This is a genomic window from Siccirubricoccus sp. G192, from assembly GCF_019084075.1.
Classification (GTDB): domain Bacteria; phylum Pseudomonadota; class Alphaproteobacteria; order Acetobacterales; family Acetobacteraceae; genus G192.
In genome coordinates this window covers 225,174-239,899 of record NZ_JAHREN010000001.1, presented here as the reverse complement: position 1 = coordinate 239,899, position 14,726 = coordinate 225,174, and the positions used below count along the sequence as shown (strand labels likewise).

General features: G+C 71.5%; 12 protein-coding genes and 1 pseudogene. 9 read left to right on the top strand and 4 right to left on the bottom strand.

Translation table 11 applies throughout. The features are described 5' to 3' along the window. Positions 1-48: 48 nt before the first annotated feature. Positions 49-1,020 (top strand): tripartite tricarboxylate transporter substrate binding protein, encoded by a 972-nt coding sequence (locus KSF81_RS01095; protein WP_217377358.1) that lies wholly within the window; start codon positions 49-51, stop codon positions 1,018-1,020. 118 nt (positions 1,021-1,138) lie between these two features. Here the strand turns inward: KSF81_RS01095 and KSF81_RS01090 are convergent, their stop codons facing one another. Further along, a complete protein-coding gene (locus KSF81_RS01090) occupies positions 1,139-1,387 on the bottom strand; it encodes a hypothetical protein (protein ID WP_217377357.1) in 249 nt (82 codons plus the stop codon). Beyond that, positions 1,332-2,480, bottom strand: a complete 1,149-nt coding sequence (locus KSF81_RS01085) for a LysR family transcriptional regulator (protein ID WP_217377356.1) — start codon at positions 2,478-2,480, stop codon at positions 1,332-1,334. Before KSF81_RS01085 ends, KSF81_RS01090 begins: the two co-directional genes overlap by 56 nt. Before the next feature lie 117 nt (positions 2,481-2,597). Between KSF81_RS01085 and KSF81_RS01080 the strand changes: the two genes are divergently transcribed. The 8 genes and pseudogenes from KSF81_RS01080 (at position 2,598) to KSF81_RS01050 (ending at position 13,348) form a co-directional block, all read left to right on the top strand. Further along, entirely contained in the window at positions 2,598-3,719 is a 1,122-nt protein-coding gene (locus tag KSF81_RS01080; RefSeq protein WP_217377355.1) for a mandelate racemase/muconate lactonizing enzyme family protein, read from the top strand. Positions 3,720-3,804: 85 nt separating this feature from the next. Then, entirely contained in the window at positions 3,805-4,998 is a 1,194-nt protein-coding gene (locus KSF81_RS01075) for an ABC transporter substrate-binding protein (RefSeq protein ID WP_217377354.1), read from the top strand. A gap of 24 nt (positions 4,999-5,022) precedes the next feature. After that, entirely contained in the window at positions 5,023-5,883 is an 861-nt protein-coding gene (locus KSF81_RS01070; RefSeq protein ID WP_217377353.1) for a branched-chain amino acid ABC transporter permease, read from the top strand. Positions 5,884-5,896: 13 nt separating this feature from the next. Then, positions 5,897-7,696, top strand: a complete 1,800-nt coding sequence (locus KSF81_RS01065; protein WP_217377352.1) for an ABC transporter permease subunit — start codon at positions 5,897-5,899, stop codon at positions 7,694-7,696. Next, positions 7,677-8,426, top strand: coding sequence for an ABC transporter ATP-binding protein (locus tag KSF81_RS01060; protein WP_217377351.1), 750 nt, complete (start codon positions 7,677-7,679; stop codon positions 8,424-8,426). The genes KSF81_RS01065 and KSF81_RS01060 overlap by 20 nt, the downstream gene beginning before the upstream one ends. 42 nt (positions 8,427-8,468) lie before the next feature. After that, positions 8,469-8,867: pseudogene (locus KSF81_RS28815) on the top strand (Bug family tripartite tricarboxylate transporter substrate binding protein); the annotation flags it as partial. A gap of 61 nt (positions 8,868-8,928) precedes the next feature. Continuing rightward, on the top strand, positions 8,929-9,435 hold the full coding sequence (locus tag KSF81_RS28810) for a tripartite tricarboxylate transporter substrate-binding protein (protein WP_309139686.1): 507 nt from the start codon (positions 8,929-8,931) through the stop codon (positions 9,433-9,435). 157 nt (positions 9,436-9,592) lie between these two features. Beyond that, a complete protein-coding gene (locus KSF81_RS01050; protein WP_217377350.1) occupies positions 9,593-13,348 on the top strand; it encodes a calcium-binding protein in 3,756 nt (1,251 codons plus the stop codon). A 210-nt stretch (positions 13,349-13,558) separates the two neighbouring features. On the opposite strand, the gene KSF81_RS28805 is transcribed toward KSF81_RS01050, so the two are convergent. Continuing rightward, the gene (locus KSF81_RS28805; RefSeq protein WP_309139435.1) at positions 13,559-13,942 is read right to left on the bottom strand and encodes a PQQ-dependent sugar dehydrogenase; all 384 of its coding nucleotides are present in this window, start codon (positions 13,940-13,942) and stop codon (positions 13,559-13,561) included. Beyond that, the gene (locus KSF81_RS01045; protein ID WP_254453302.1) at positions 13,878-14,690 is read right to left on the bottom strand and encodes a PQQ-dependent sugar dehydrogenase; all 813 of its coding nucleotides are present in this window, start codon (positions 14,688-14,690) and stop codon (positions 13,878-13,880) included. Before KSF81_RS01045 ends, KSF81_RS28805 begins: the two co-directional genes overlap by 65 nt. Positions 14,691-14,726: the final 36 nt, after the last annotated feature.

Here is a 14,726-nt window from a genome sequence, read left to right as displayed (position 1 = left end):
GCGCCCGCCCGGGCCGGCCCCGGGCCGGAAACGGGAGGGAGGATGCCAATGCGTGGCCGCAGGGAATTCCTCGCCGGGGGCGGCCTCGCCCTCGTCGCGGGGCCGGCGCTGGGCGAGCCGGACTGGCCGGACCGGCCGCTGCGCTTCATCATCAGCGCCCAGGTCGGCGGCGTCAGCGACATCTTCCTCCGCATCCTGGAGAACCGGCTGCGGGAACGCCTGGGCCAGCCGCTCTATATCGACCCGCGGCCGGGCGGCGGCGGGATGCTGGCGGCGGAGGCGGCGATCCGCGCCAATGACCGGCACAGCTTCACCATCAACCACATCGCCTCCCACGCCATCAGCCCCGCCGTCTACCGCAACCGCGGCAATTTCGACCCGCTGCGCGACCTGCCCGGGGTGGCGCGTTTCGCGGCGCTGCCGAATGTGCTGATCGTGCGGGCGGAGCTGCCGATCCGCACGCCACAGGAGCTGGCGGCCTATATCCGCGCCAATCCGCGCCAGGCCAATTTCAGCTCGGCCAGCGCCGGCACCTCCTCGCATCTCTCGGGGCTGCTGTTTGCCAGCCGGATGGGGGTGGAGGCGACGCATGTGCCCTATCGCGGCACCGCACCCGCGTTGCAGGCGGTGCTGGGCGGCGACGTGCTGTTCAATATCGACAACGCGCCGGTCTCCCGGCCGCATGTGCTCTCGGGCGAGCTGCGGGCCATCGGCGTCAGCACCGCGCGGCGGGCCTCCACCATGCCGGGGATCCCGACCCTGCAGGAACTCGGCGTGCCGGATTTCGACGTCTCCTCCTGGTACGGCATCGCCGCGCCCGCCGCCACGCCGCGCGCCATCGTGGATCGGCTGGCCGCGGTGCTGCTGGAGGCGATGGAGGATCCGCAGATCGCCGCCCGGTTCCGCGAGGTCGGCGCCGAGCCCTGGCCACTCGGCACCGATGCCTACAACGCCTTCATCCGCGCCGAACAGGCGCGCTGGGCGGAGGTGGCGCGGGTGGCGGGCGCGACGGTGGAATAGGCGGGGCCGCAGCCGGTATCCTGCCGACCGGTTCACGCCCTCCGGCTGCGCCTTCGGACGACCGGGCGGCATGACAGCGATTCACGCCCCCGGTGCTTCCACCTCGGGCGATCGCGGTCTAGCGCTTGAGCGCCGGGTCCTCGCCATGGCTGTGCCTGGCGCCCTCGCGCTCGGCCTGGCGCAGCGCCTCGCCCTCCTTGCCTTCGATGGCCTTGGCGGCATCGCGCGCTGCGGGCCCGGCCTTGCCGCTCTCGGCGAAGCGCCTCGTGGCCTCGTTATAGGCGCGGGCGCCGCTCTGGCTGCCTTCACCCTCATTGGCGCCCGGCTTGGCCGCGCGATCCTGCGCGGGGGTCTTGCCTTCGGTCATCTGCCTGGCCTCCGCCCGGGATGGGCAGGGATTCAATGCACCGCGCGGAAGGGGGTTCCCGGCCCGGCCAAGCTCGGGAGGGCGCTCGAATTGGCGCATCACGTCCCGGTTCCCCCCGGAATTCCCGCGGCAAGGGGTATTCGCCCTGCCCCTGCCCCTGCCCCTGCCCCTGGCGCAATGGCGCGGGAAGCGGCGCATCGCCCATCAGGGCCGATCCGACGCGGCGAGTGGCCGCCAGGAGCATGCGCGCCGGGCGCGAGAGGGCTCCCTCGCGCGGAACCAGCGCCTGGGCTTCCACGATGACCTGCGGGCGCAGCCGCAGGCGGAGGATGCCCGGCTCCCGCTCCCCCATCAGAAGGAACGGGTCGACCACGGCGACTCCCACGCCCGCGCGGACCAGCGCGAGTGCCACCGAGGACTGGTTGACCTCGAGCGCGATCCGGCGAGGGACGCCCGCCTCGTGGAAGCTCCGCTCGACCAGGCTCCCGAGCGGCAGGCTGCTGCTGAAGGAAATGAGCGGGTAGGGCGCCAGGTCGCGGGGCTCGACCGTGTGGCGGCCCGCGAGCGGGCTGTCGGGATGCGCGATGCAGACGAGCTCGCCGGTGCAGAGCGGCACCAGCCTCGCATCGACATCGGCGATCGGCGTGAGCACGAGGCCGAAATCGACGCTCCCCTGCATCACCGTCTCCACCACCGCGATGTTGTCCATGGCCTGCACCGTGACCTGGATGCGCGGGCGTGTGCGCCGGAAGGCGGCGATGGCGGATGGCAGGAGGCTGTCGGCGAGCGCCGGCGTGACCGCGACGACGACGGAGCCGACGCTCGCGTCGCGCATGTCCTCGATCAGCCGGTTGATGCGCTCGACCCCGGAGAAGACCCGCTCGATATCGTCCAGGAAGACGCGCAGCTCCGGGGTCGGCTGCAGCCGGCCCTGCCGCCGCACGAAAAGCGGGAAGCCGGCCGCCGCGGCGCATTCGCGCAGCATCATGCTGACCGCGGGCTGCGACACGCGGAGGTCCGAAGCCGCCGCGGTGACCGCCCCGTGCCGGGCCACGGCCCGCAGGACCTCCAACTGCCGGAAGCTCAATCCCATCAGGTCATCTTACATAGAGCCGGCAAAAACCCGGTTGAACTTATTATTCAGGCGCCCCACGATGCGCCGCAGCCCGCCCGGAGCAGAAGGCGGGCCAAACCCTGCGGGCGGACCTCCATGCTCATCACGGCAGTGGAATCCTCGGTCGTGTCGCTGCCCTTCTCGATGGGCGGCCCGCACCCTGGATCCGCCGGCCAGCCCTGGGATCGGCTCGAGATCCTGCTGATCCGGGTGGAGACGGAGGATGGCCTGGTCGGCTGGGGCGAGGCCTTCGGCCATGCCGCCACCGCGGCCACCAAGGCGGCGCTCGACAGCATCGTGGCGCCGCTCGTAGTGGGCCGGGACGCCGGCGACATCGAGGCGCTGACGCGCCGGGTGCTGCACGGCGTGCACCTGCTCGGGCGCAACGGCCCCTTCGTCTATGCCTTCTCAGGGATAGAGATCGCCCTCTGGGACCTGCTCGGGAAGCGCACCGGCCAGCCGCTGCACCGGCTGCTCGGCGGCGGCGTGCCCGGGCCGCTCGACGCCTATGCCAGCCTGCTCTCCTATGGCGGCGACCTCGGGCTCGTGGCGCGCAACACGGCGGAAGCCCGGGCGCAGGGCTATCGGCACGTGAAGCTGCACGAGCTCACGCGGGACGCGGTGCTCGCCGCGCAGGCGGCGGCGCCGGACGCGGCGGTGATGCTGGACGTCAACTGCGCATGGACCCCGCCGGTGGCGCGCGGCATGGCGGCCGGGCTGGCGCAGGACGGGCTGCTCTGGCTGGAGGAGCCGGTCTGGCCACCCGAGGACGCCGCGGGCCTCGCCAGCCTGCGCCGCTATGGCATCCCGCTCTCGGCCGGCGAGAACACCGCCGGCCTCTTCGGCTTCCGCGCGCTGATGGAAGCCGGTGCCATCGATATCGCGCAGCCGAGCGTGACCAAGATCGGCGGCATCGGCGAGATGCGGCGCGTGATCACGCTCGGGCAGGCGCATGGCGTCGAGGTCGTGCCGCACAGCCCCTATTTCGGCCCCGGCTTCATCGCGACACTCCATCTCGCGGCCGCGCTGATCGAGCGCCCGCTGATCGAGGTCCTCTGGCTCGAGATGGAGGCCAATCCCTTCGACCCCTGGGTCCGCGCGCGGGACGGCAAGCTGGCGGTGCCGGCCGGGCCCGGCCTCGGCTGCGATCCCGACCCCGGGATCCTCGCGCGCTACACCAGGGCGCCGCCGACGCGCACCGGGGCGGCGAAGACATGAGGGCCGGCACCGAGGCCGGCCGCGGGGGCCCGACTACCCCGGTGCCATCAAGGGCAGCCGGCCGACAACCATGAGGGAACATGCCATGAAGACCACGCGTCGCGGTCTGACATTCGGCGGGGCCAGCCTGGCCGCGGCCGCCGGCTTCGGCCTCGCCCGCCCGGCCATCGCCCAGGGCGACCCCATCCGCATCGGCTGGCTCGCGGCCCTCACCGGGCCGAGCTCCGCCCCGGCGATCGGGTTCGACCGCGGCGTGCACCACGCCGTGGACGCGATCAACGCCGCCGGCGGCGTGCGCGGCCGCAAGATCGAGCTGATCGTCCGCGACACCCAGGGCGACCCGACCAAGGCGGTGAATGCGGCGCAGGAGATGATCAGCCGCGCCCGGGTGCATGCGATCTGGGGGCCGACGAATTCGGGCGAGTCCCTGGCCACCACCCCGATCATGGCGCGCGCCAAGATGCCCGATATCCATCCCTGCTTCGTCGACAGCCTGATCGACACCACCAAATACCCCAATGCCTTCCGCATGGCCCCCTCGAACAGCCAGATCGACGATGCGGTGAGCGGCTACGGCGTCGATGTCATGAAGCTGAAGCGCTTCGCGGTGATCGGCGACACCACCGGCTACGGCACCACGACCGTCAACAGCTCCGCCGCCGCCTTTGCCAAGCGCGGCGCCGAGGTGGTCTACAAGGCCACGATCGACGCGACCCAGCCCGATGTCACGCCGGACATGCTGCGCATGCGCAATGGCGGCGCCGAGGCCATCGCGGTCTGGAGCGTCTCGCCCGGGCTGATCTCGCGGCTCATGAACACCCGTGCGAACATGGGCTGGGACGTGGCCTTCATCGGCCATCCCGCGATGGGCTCGGGCGAGGTCGGGAACCTGATCGCCAAGCCGGAGAACTGGCAGAAGACCTATATCCTCGGCTTCAAGAACTGCAGCTTCGGGGCCGATGACCGGCTGCCGGCCCATGTGCAGGAATTCGTGGACGGCGTCCGCGGCAAGATCACGCTCGAGGACACCACCCTGTGGTGGGTGCTGGCGGGCGTGGACGCGATCAACCTGATCGCGCGCGCGGTGCAGGAAGGCGGCAACACCGAGGCCGCGTCCATCATCGGCTACTGGAACACGGTGCGGAACTACCCGGGCCTCTTTGCCAGCTACAGCTGGTCGCCCACCGACCACAACGGGCTGCCGCTGTCGGACCTGGTCATGTCCGAGGCCAATACCCAGCGGCTGGGCGCCTACAAGCTGGCGCCGGGCTATGGCTGAGGCCGGCTGGGACCGGACGCCGCCATGCTCATCGCCATCGTCATGTCCGGTCTCGCCATCGGCGCCGTCTATGCGCTGATTGGCGTGACCTACAACGTGATGTTCTCGGCCTCGCGGGTGATGAGCTTCACCGCGGGGCAGCTCGGCATGCTGGGCGGGGTGCTGGGCGCGGGTTTCATCGGCGTGCTCGGCCTGCCCGCGATCCTGGGCTTCGCGCTCACCCTCGCCGCCTGCGCCCTGTTCGGCGTGCTGACCGAGATCGTCGCCGTCCGCCCCGTGCTCAAGAGCCTGGAGCAGCACCTCTATGTGCTCTCCACCCTGGCGCTCGCGCTGATGGTGCAGCAATTCGCCGCCATCGAGTGGAGCACCGAGCCGCAGCCCTTCCCGCAACTGCTCGGCTTCGGCGGCGGCGGCCCCGGGGACGAAAAGTTCTGGCTGCCGATGCTCGCCTGCGCGGCGGTGGTGGTGGGGCTTGAGCTGCTCTACCGTCACACGCTGGTCGGCCGCGCCTTCCTGGCGATCGCGGAGGATAATTTCGCCGCGCGCGCGCTCGGCCTGCCGGAACGCAACCTGCGCATGGCGAGCTACGCCCTGGCGGGGGTGATCGGCGGCCTCGCCGGCTTCGCCTCCGGGCAGTTGCTGCTGGCCTTCTTCGCCAATGGCGCCATGCTGAACTTCTACGGCTTCGTCCCCGTGGCGCTCGGCGGCATGGGCAACAACCGGGGCGCCATCATCAGCGGGCTGGCGCTGGGCGTGTTCCAGCAGGCGGCGTATTTCACCGTTGGTGGCGTCTTCGCCTCGGTCGCGGTCTTCGCGGTCTTCATCATAGTGCTGCTGGCGGCGCCGCAGGGGCTCTTCGGCGCGGCGCCGCAGCGGCGGGTATGAACGGTCATTGCACATGAGTGAAGCAGCAGGCCGGGCGGCACCGGTGCAACGCGGCGGCACGGGCGAGACCCTGCGCCAGGTGGTGCCCTTCGTCCTCATCTTCGGCGCGGGCCTGCTCCTGCCCGCGGTCAGCAACGACTACTGGACCCTGATCGCCACACGCGCGGCGATCTACTGGGTCCTGGTCTCCGGCCTGAACCTGGTGGTGGGCTTCGCCGGGCAACTGGCGATCGGCTGGGTGGCGCTGCTGACCCTCGGTGCCTACACCACCAGCGTGCTCGTGCTCGGCAACGTGCTCCCGCCGCTGCCGGCCTTCGCCGCATTCGCCGTGGCGGCGCTGGTCGGCGCCGCCTTCGGGCTGCTCATCGGCCTGCCCGCGCTGCGGCTACGGACCTTCTACTTCGCCATGACGACGCTGGGCTTCGCTACCATCGTGACCCAGATCGCCCTGGCCTGGCAGAGCGTGACCGGCGGCGGGATCGGCGTGCCCGGCCCGATGCTGCCCGCGCCCTTCGACACGGCGCTGGGCTTCTACCTGCTCTGCCTGGCCCTCGCCGCCTTCTGCACCTGGATGACGGCGAATATCGCGCATAGCCGCTTCGGCCGCTCGCTGGTCGCCATCCGCGATGCCGAGGTGGCGGCCGAATCCGCCGGGATCTCCAAGCGCGGGATGCTGGGCGCGGTGTTCCTGTTCAGCGGCGCGGTCGCGGGCATCGCGGGCGGGCTCTTCGCCACCCTGCAATCCTACATCACGCCGGAAGCCTTCACCTTCGACCTCTCGGTGCTGTTCTTCATCGCCATCCTGATCGGCGGCCGCGGCTCCATCCTGGGCCCGCTGATCGCGACGGTGGTGCTGACCTGGCTGCCCGAATTCGCCGCCCCGCTGGTGGTCTGGTCCACCTTCCTCTACGCGGCGCTGCTGCTGCTGATCGTGCTCGCGGCGCCCGGCGGGATCGCCGCGCTGCTGGACTTCAGGAACCGGCGGCCGCTCGAGAGCAACCGCGCGATCCTGCCCCGGCCCGAGCTGCTGCCCGGGGTCCTGGGGCGGGGCGGCGCCCCGGGTAGCATCGCGCTGCGGGGCGTGGTCCTCAGCTTCGGCGGGGTGCGCGCGATCGACGGGCTGGACCTGACGATCGAGCGCGGCCAGGTGCATGGGCTGATCGGCCCGAACGGCTCGGGCAAGACCACGACGCTGAACGTGATCTGCGGCTTCTACACGCCGGAGGCCGGCAGCGTGACCCTCGACGGCGCGCCGCTGCCCCCGGGCGCGCCGCAGCAGCGGGCACCGTCCGGCATCGCCCGGACCTTCCAGACGCCGCGGCTGATCGGTGAGGCCTCGGTGCTGCAGAACGTGATGGTCGGCGGCACGATCCACGGCCGGGGCAGCTTCGCCGAATCGCTGCTGAGCCTGCCGCGGCACCGCGGCGACGAGGCCATGCTGCGGGAACAGGCGCTGCTGGCGCTGCGCAGCGTCGGGCTGGAGGCGCTGGCCGAGGTCCGCGCCGACCGGCTGCAGCACAGCGAGCTCCGCTTCATGGAGATCGCGCGGGCGCTGATGCTGCGCCCCCGCTTCCTGCTGCTCGACGAGCCCGCGGCCGGGCTATCGGCGGAGGAGATCCTGCGGCTCGGCGCGCTGATCCGCGCGATCAGCCGGCAGGGCACCGGCGTGCTGCTGGTCGAGCATCACGCCGACCTCATCTTTGATATCTGCGACCATGTCACCGTGCTGAATCTCGGCCGCGTCCTGGCCGCCGGCACGCCGGCGGAGATCCGTGTGCACAAGGAGGTCGTCAGTGCCTATCTCGGCGCCTGAAGGGCTGCTTGAGGTCAGCGGCCTCGAAGCCGGCTACGGCAAGATCGCCGTCCTGCACGGCGTCGGCCTGCAGGTCGGCACCGGCGAGGTCGTGTCGCTGCTCGGCCCGAACGGGGCGGGCAAGACGACGCTGCTGAGCGCCATCTCCGGCCTCCTGCCCTGGAGCGCCGGCAGCGTCCGCTTCGGCGGCCACGACATGCGGGATGCCGGCCCGCGCGAATCGGCGCGCGCCGGGCTGGTGCATGTCATCGAAGGCCACCGGATCTTCACCCAGATCACGGTGGCCGAGAACCTCCTGCTCGCCGGCTACGACCTGCCGCGGGGCGAGCGGGGCGCGCGCATCGAGGAAGCGCTGGGATTCTTTCCCGAGATCGCCGCCAAGCGCCACGAACGCGGCGGTGCGCTGAGCGGCGGGCAGCAGCAGATGCTGGCCGTGGCGCAGGGCCTGGTGCGGCGCCCGCGGCTGCTGATGCTGGACGAGCCCTCGGCGGGGCTTTCGCCGGTGCTGGTCGACCGCGTGCTGGACGTGGTGCGCAGGCTGCGCGGGGCCGGCACCGCGGTGCTCCTGGTCGAGCAGCTCATCGAAAAGGCGCTCGCCGTATCGGACCGGGTCTATGCGCTGGCCCAGGGCCGCGTGGTCCTGCAGGCGCCGGCCGACGAGTCGGACCTGCCGCGCCGGCTCGAACATGCCTATTTCGGCCAGGACGTCCCGGACGCGCTGAGCGTCTGACAGGCCCTGAAGCGCGGTGAAGGTCCAAGGAGGAAGGTGGTGATGCAAAGACGCAATCTGCTTGCCGGCGCGACGCTGCTCGCCGCCCCGGGCATCGCCCGTGCCCAGAATTTCAACCGGGCGCTCCGCATCATCGTGCCCAATGCTCCCGGCGGCACCAGCGACATCCTGGCGCGGCTGATCGCCGAGCCGCTCGGCCGCGCGCTCGGCCAGCCCGTCATCGTCGAGAACCGTGCCGGCGCCGGCGGCAATATCGGCGCCGACCTGGTGGCGAAGAGCCCGCCCGATGGCCATACCATGCTGCTGCTGGATGTCAGCGTGCTGGCCACCAACCCCAGCCTCTTCGCGCGCCTGCCCTTCGATGTGGAGCGCGACCTGGCGCCGGTGCAGATGCTGATCTACGCGCCCTATATCCTGGCGGTCAGCAAGGCCCTGCCGGTGCAGGACGCCGCCAGCCTGGTCGCCTATGCCAAGGCCAATCCCGGCAAGCTGAACGCCGCCAATTCCCGGCACCGGCACGCTGTCGCATATCGTCGCCCTGTCCCTTGCCGCGGCCTGGGGCACGGAGATGACCTCCGTCCCCTATCGCGGCGGCGCGCCGGCGCTGCTGGCGGTCGCCTCGAACGAGGCGCATCTCACCATGGCGGGCGCGACCCAGTCGCAACCCTTCGTGGTCAACGGGCAGATGCGGGGCATCGCCGTCTCCGGCCCGCACCGCCTCGCCAGCGTGCCGGATCTTCCGACCTTCCGCGAACTCGGCTGGCCGCATCCCGATGCCGGCACCTGGCAGGGGCTGCTGGTGCAGGGCAATACGCCGCCGGCGACGGTGGCGCGGCTGGAGACCGAGGTGAAGAAGGTGCTGGAGGAACCGGCGCTCCGCACCCGCATCGCCGAACTGGGCGGCGAGGTGCGGGCCGATGGCGCCGAGGCCTTCCGCCGCCGGCTGCGGGCCGATACCGAAAGCCTCGGCCAGGTGATCCGCACCAACAACATCCGCCTGGACCAGTAGCCCGGATGGCCGGTGCGGCGGCGCCTTGCATCCTGCGGCCCGGTTCACGCCCTCCGGCTGCGCCTGCGGACGACCGGGCCGCTCAGGCTTTCTCAACCCATGGCGGCCTAGACCTCCTGAACCACGGCGCAGCGCAGGCGGCCGTGGCCGGAGGGGCATGGCAACCGTCACGGGCAGCGCGGGCGATGACGGGCTGGTGGGCACGACGGGCAATGACAGCCTGGCGGGCGGCGCCGGCCAGGATGCCTTGCAGGGTGGCGCCGGGAACGACACCCTGCTCGGCGGCGATGGCAACGACACGCTGCTGGGCGGTGCCGGCGCGGATGTGCTGACGGGCGGCACCGGAGCGGACCGCTTCATCCTGCAGACGGCCGGCGCCGCCAGCCTGGACTCCACCCTCGCCGCGATCACCCGCATCACCGATTTCACCGCAGCCGAGGGCGACCTGCTGGTGCTGCGCGGCCAGGCGGCGGGGGTCAGCCTGTATCCCATCGCCACCGGCAGCTTCGCGCCGCCGGGCGGCCCGCTGCTGCCGGTGGGCTTCGCCGGGGCGCTGCCGGCGCGGGCGGCACCCTTGGCCGACATGACGCTCCCGGACCCGACCGGGGGCGGCGCCTGGCTGCTCTACTGGCTGCCCGCGGCGGCAGGGGATGGCGGCTGGCTGCTGCTGGATGCCGACCGCAACGGGGTGCTCGGCGCCGGCGACCTGGTGGTGCGGCTGGACCTGCCCGGCGGCGGCACCATCACCGCCGCCAGCTTCGTCGCCGGCACCTTCGCCACCCTCGGCAGCATGGTGGGCGATGCGCTGAGCGGCGGCGCGGGGGATGACAGCATCCTGGGCTTCGCCGGCAATGACACCCTGCTGGGCGGCGAGGGCAACGACACCCTGCTGGGCGGCGAGGGCGAGGACAGCCTCTCCGGCGGCGCCGGCTTCGACAGCCTGCTGGGCGGCGACGGCGACGACACGCTGCTGGGCGGCGCCGAGACCGATATCCTGGATGGCGGTGCCGGCCAGGACCGGTTGGATGGCGGCACCGGCAGCGACCTGCTGCTGGGCGGCGCCGGCAACGACCTGCTGCTGGGCGGCGAGGGCGAGGACACGCTGGAGGGCGGCCCCGGCAGCGACAGCCTCTTCGGCGGCACCGGCGCCGATGAATTCGTGCTGCAGGCCGAGCGGCGGGGCGCCTGGTCCAGCCTCGGTGCCATGGGTCTCGTCGTCGACTTCAGCCGCGCCGAGGGCGACCGGCTGCGACTCGGCAGTGCCCATCCCGGGCTGGCGGATGGCAGGGGCGCCACCGCCGGCACCTATACCGGCGAGGATGGCATCGCCCGCGCCCTGGTCTTCAGCGGCAGCCTGGCGGCCCGCGGCAGCATCGAGGCCGGGATGCGGCTGCCGCCGCAGCCGCTTCCGGGCCTCGACGCCTATCAGGTCTTCTGGGTGCCGGCGCTGGAGGGCGGCGGCTGGCTGGTGCTCGACCTCGACCGCAATGGCCGGCTGGACGCGGCGGATTTCGTGGCGCGGATCGGCTCCGATGCCGCCCCGGTCAGCATCGGCGCCGCGGATTTCGTGGCCGGCACCTTCTTCAGCCCGGGCGGCGGCAGCCTGGTGCGGGCCGGCACCGCCGCCGATGACACGCTGCTGGGCGGCAGCCTCGGCGAGACCTTCCTCGGCAGCGCCGGCAATGACCGGATCGAGGGCGGGGCCGGCGCCGCCAATGGGCTCAGCTATGCCGCCTTCACCGGGCCGGTGCTGCTGCGGATCGGCGCCGATGGATCAGGCACGGCGGAAAAGCCGGGCGGCGGCACCGACAGCTTCACCGGCATCCAGGCCATCGCCGGCGGCGCGGGCGCCGACCGGCTGGATGCCGGCGCCGCCACCGCCGGCTTCTTCGTGCTCAGCCTGGAGGGCCGCGCCGGGGACGACACCATCATTGGCAATGGCGGCGCGGCGGTTCAGGCCAGCTATGGCGCCAGCCCCGGCGCGGTGCTGGTCGACCTGCATCTCGGCAGCGCGCAGGATGGCTGGGGCGGCACCGATACCCTGGTGAACCTGCGTCGGGTCACCGCCACCTCCGCCTGGAACGACACGATCCTCGGCTCCGCCTTCGATGATGTGTTCCTGTCGGGCGCCAGCGGCAACAAGGTCTTCGACGGCCGCGCCGGGCGCGACGAATACCGCTATGCCGGCACCGGCAATGTCACCATCGTGCTGGCCAGCACGGTCTTCGGCAATCTCGTGGAGGGCCCCTATGCGCTGAAGCCCGGCGGCACCGACCGGCTCTCCGGCATCGAGATCGCGGCGGGCGGCAGCGGCGACGACAGCATCCGGGGCAGCGTCGCGGCGGAGCGCCTGGCCGGCGGCATGGGCAACGACATGCTGGATGGCGGCGGCGGCGACGATCTCGTCTTCTACGACTACATCAGCGCCGGCGCGGCCCTGCCGCAGCAGGGCGTGGTGCTGGACCTCACCGCCGGCACCGCGACCGACCCCTGGGGCGGCACGGATGTGCTGCGCAACCTGCTCTCCGCCTGGGGCTCGCAACTCGGCGACGACATGACCGGCCGGGCGGTGACGGGCTTCCGCACCTGGCTGCGCGGCCTGGCCGGCGACGACACGCTACGCGCGCCCCTGGCCGGTTCGCTGGTCGGTGCCGATTACGCCACCGACCCGGCTGGTATCCTGGCCGATCTGGCGACCGGCACGGTGGCGGATGGCTGGGGCGGCATCGACCGGCTGGTGCTGATCGACCATCTGCGCGGCAGCGGCTTCGCCGACAGCATCACCGGCAATGCCGCGGCGAATTGGCTGGAGGGCGGCGCCGGCGACGACACGCTGGATGGCGGCGCTGGCGCGGATACGCTGACCGGCGGCACCGGCAACGACACCTATCATGTCGGCAGCCAGGCCGACCTGGTCATCGAGGCGGCGGACGAGGGCAACGACACCGTCATCGCGACGGGCAGCTACTACCTGACAGCCAATGTCGAGAACCTGGTCCTCGCTGCGGGGGCCGGTGCCCTGTTCGGCGTCGGCAATGCGCTGGCCAACCTGATGCTGGGCAATGAGGACAACAATCGACTACTCGCCGGCATTGGCAACGACACGATCCGGGGCAATGCCGGCAACGATCTGCTTTATGGCGAGGCCGGGAATGACAGTCTCGATGGCGGATCCGGTATCGATTATCTGTTCGGCGGCGCCGGCAACGACACACTGGACGGCGGCGACAATCCCGATGCACTCTATGGCGAGGATGGTTCCGACCTGATCTACGGCGGTGTGGGTTTCTACACCGATATCCTGGTGGGCGGGGCCGGCAACGACACGCTCGACGGCTCCGCCCGACCAGGTGCCGGTCCGCGCAACCTCGGCGAATACGACTTGCTGAACGGTGGGCCGGGCGATGATGACTACTACGTGGACACGCCCTTCGACCTGACCTTCGAGGCATTCAACGAAGGCATCGACACCGTCTATGCCGATATCGTCGGTGCCGGCTACTATCTGTGGCCGAATACCGAGAGGCTGATCCTACTTGGCATCACGCCCTTCGGGGTCGGCAACCTCCTCGACAACCTGCTGATCGGCAACAGCATCGGCAACTGGCTGCTGGGAGGGGCCGGCAACGACACCATCAATGGCATGGGCGGGGATGACGTGCTGTTCGGCCAAGCCGGCGCCGACCAGTTCATCTTCCAGAAAGGCTCGGGCGTCGACACGATCGGTGATTTCCTGCCGGGCCAGGACAGGATTCAGTTGACCGGCTTCGGCTGCACCGCCTTCTCGCAGGTATTGGCCTGGACACGGGAGGTCGGCCCGCATCTCGCGATCAGTGCAGCGCCCGGCGACACCCTTGTCCTGCACAATGTTCAGAAGGCCAGCCTGACCGCCGCGGATTTCCTGTTCGACTGATGCCAAGGGCCTCCAGCACCATCGAGATTGCACCTGACACTGATGGCGGCTGCCCGTGACCGATCATCCGCCGCTTCAAACCTCGGGCACAAACCTGCGGTCTGCTTGGCTTCACGGCACCGGCGGCGGGCCGCAGTCTTCGCCTCGGCGCGGGTCGAAGCCTCGTGCCGCTGGTCTGTGTCATGGCCATTGGCCTCTTGTATGAAGATCTCAGCCCGGCTCCAGCCGCAGCACCCGGCCGCTCACCTCGTCGGTCAGGATGTAGAGGAAGCCCTCCGGCCCCTGGATCACCTGGCGCAGCCGCGCCTGCCGCCAGAGCAGCCTTTCCTCGCCGACCACCCGGTCGCCCTCGGTGCCGAGCCGCACCAGGCCGGGCGGGTTCAGCGCCGCCAGGAAGAGGCTGCCGCGCCAGCCGGGAAAGGCATTGCCGGTATAGAAAGCCATACCTGACGGGCTGACCGAGGGCACCCAGACATGGATCGGATCCAGCATGTCTGGTCGCGACACGCCCTCGCCGATGCGCGATCCGTCATAGTCCACGCCATGCGTCACCACCGGCCAGCCGTAATTGCCGCCCGGGCGGATCAGGTTCACCTCGTCGCCGCCGCGGGCGCCGAATTCCCGCTTCCCAGAGGCTGCCGGTCCAGGGGCTGAAGGCCAGGCCCTGCGGGTTGCGATGGCCATAGGAGAAGATCTCCGGCCGCACCCCCGGTCGCCCGGCAAAGGGATTGTCGGCCAGCGCCGCGCCGTTGCGCGAGACCCGGAGAATCTTGCCGGCCAGGTCGTCCAGCCGCTGCGCCCGCAGCTTGGTGACGAAGCGGTCGCCGGTGGAGAGGAACAGCGCCCCGTCCCGGCCGAAGGCGATGCGGCAGCCGAAGTGGTTGCGGCCGCGGGCCTGGGGCGGGGTGGCGTCCAGCAACGGCGTCACCGCTTCCAGCGCATCGGCCTCGGGCGCCAGGCGGGCGCGGGCGAGGCGGGTCGCTGCGCCGGTCTGGCCCCCGTCCCGCACCAGCGCGGCGTAGCAGAGGTAGACCTCCCGCGTCGTGGCGAAATCAGGCGCCAGCGCCAAGTCCAGCAGCCCGCCCTGGCCTTCCGCCTCCACCGTCGGCACGCCCCGCAGCGGCGGCGAGACGCGGCCGTCACGGCCGATCAGCCGCAGCCGGCCCGGCCGTTCCGTGACCAGCAGGCGCCCATCCGGCAGGAAGGCGCCGCCCCAGGGCCGTTCCAGCCCAGTGGCGAATTGGGTGACGCGGAAACTCGCGCGTTCCGAGGTGACGGGCGCCTGCGCCCTGGCCATGGGCGCGGCGAGCAGCAGCAGGGTGGCCAGCAGGAGGGGACGCATGCTGGCGAAGTAGGGGCTGGCAGCCGCGGCGCAAGC

What these genes read in the sequence shown, in the direction of transcription:
- KSF81_RS01080 (WP_217377355.1), top strand. Translation starts at nt 2,598, where the DNA reads ATGCTCATCACGGCAGTGGAATCCTCGGTCGTGTCGCTGCCCTTCTCG.
- KSF81_RS01070 (WP_217377353.1), top strand. Translation starts at nt 5,023, where the DNA reads ATGCTCATCGCCATCGTCATGTCCGGTCTCGCCATCGGCGCCGTCTAT.
- KSF81_RS01065 (WP_217377352.1), top strand. Translation starts at nt 5,897, where the DNA reads ATGAGTGAAGCAGCAGGCCGGGCGGCACCGGTGCAACGCGGCGGCACG.
- KSF81_RS01045 (WP_254453302.1), bottom strand. Translation starts at nt 14,690, where the DNA reads ATGCGTCCCCTCCTGCTGGCCACCCTGCTGCTGCTCGCCGCGCCCATG.
- KSF81_RS01075 (WP_217377354.1), top strand. Translation starts at nt 3,805, where the DNA reads ATGAAGACCACGCGTCGCGGTCTGACATTCGGCGGGGCCAGCCTGGCC.
- KSF81_RS01095 (WP_217377358.1), top strand. Translation starts at nt 49, where the DNA reads ATGCGTGGCCGCAGGGAATTCCTCGCCGGGGGCGGCCTCGCCCTCGTC.
- KSF81_RS01050 (WP_217377350.1), top strand. Translation starts at nt 9,593, where the DNA reads ATGGCAACCGTCACGGGCAGCGCGGGCGATGACGGGCTGGTGGGCACG.
- KSF81_RS01085 (WP_217377356.1), bottom strand. Translation starts at nt 2,480, where the DNA reads ATGGGATTGAGCTTCCGGCAGTTGGAGGTCCTGCGGGCCGTGGCCCGG.
- KSF81_RS01090 (WP_217377357.1), bottom strand. Translation starts at nt 1,387, where the DNA reads ATGACCGAAGGCAAGACCCCCGCGCAGGATCGCGCGGCCAAGCCGGGC.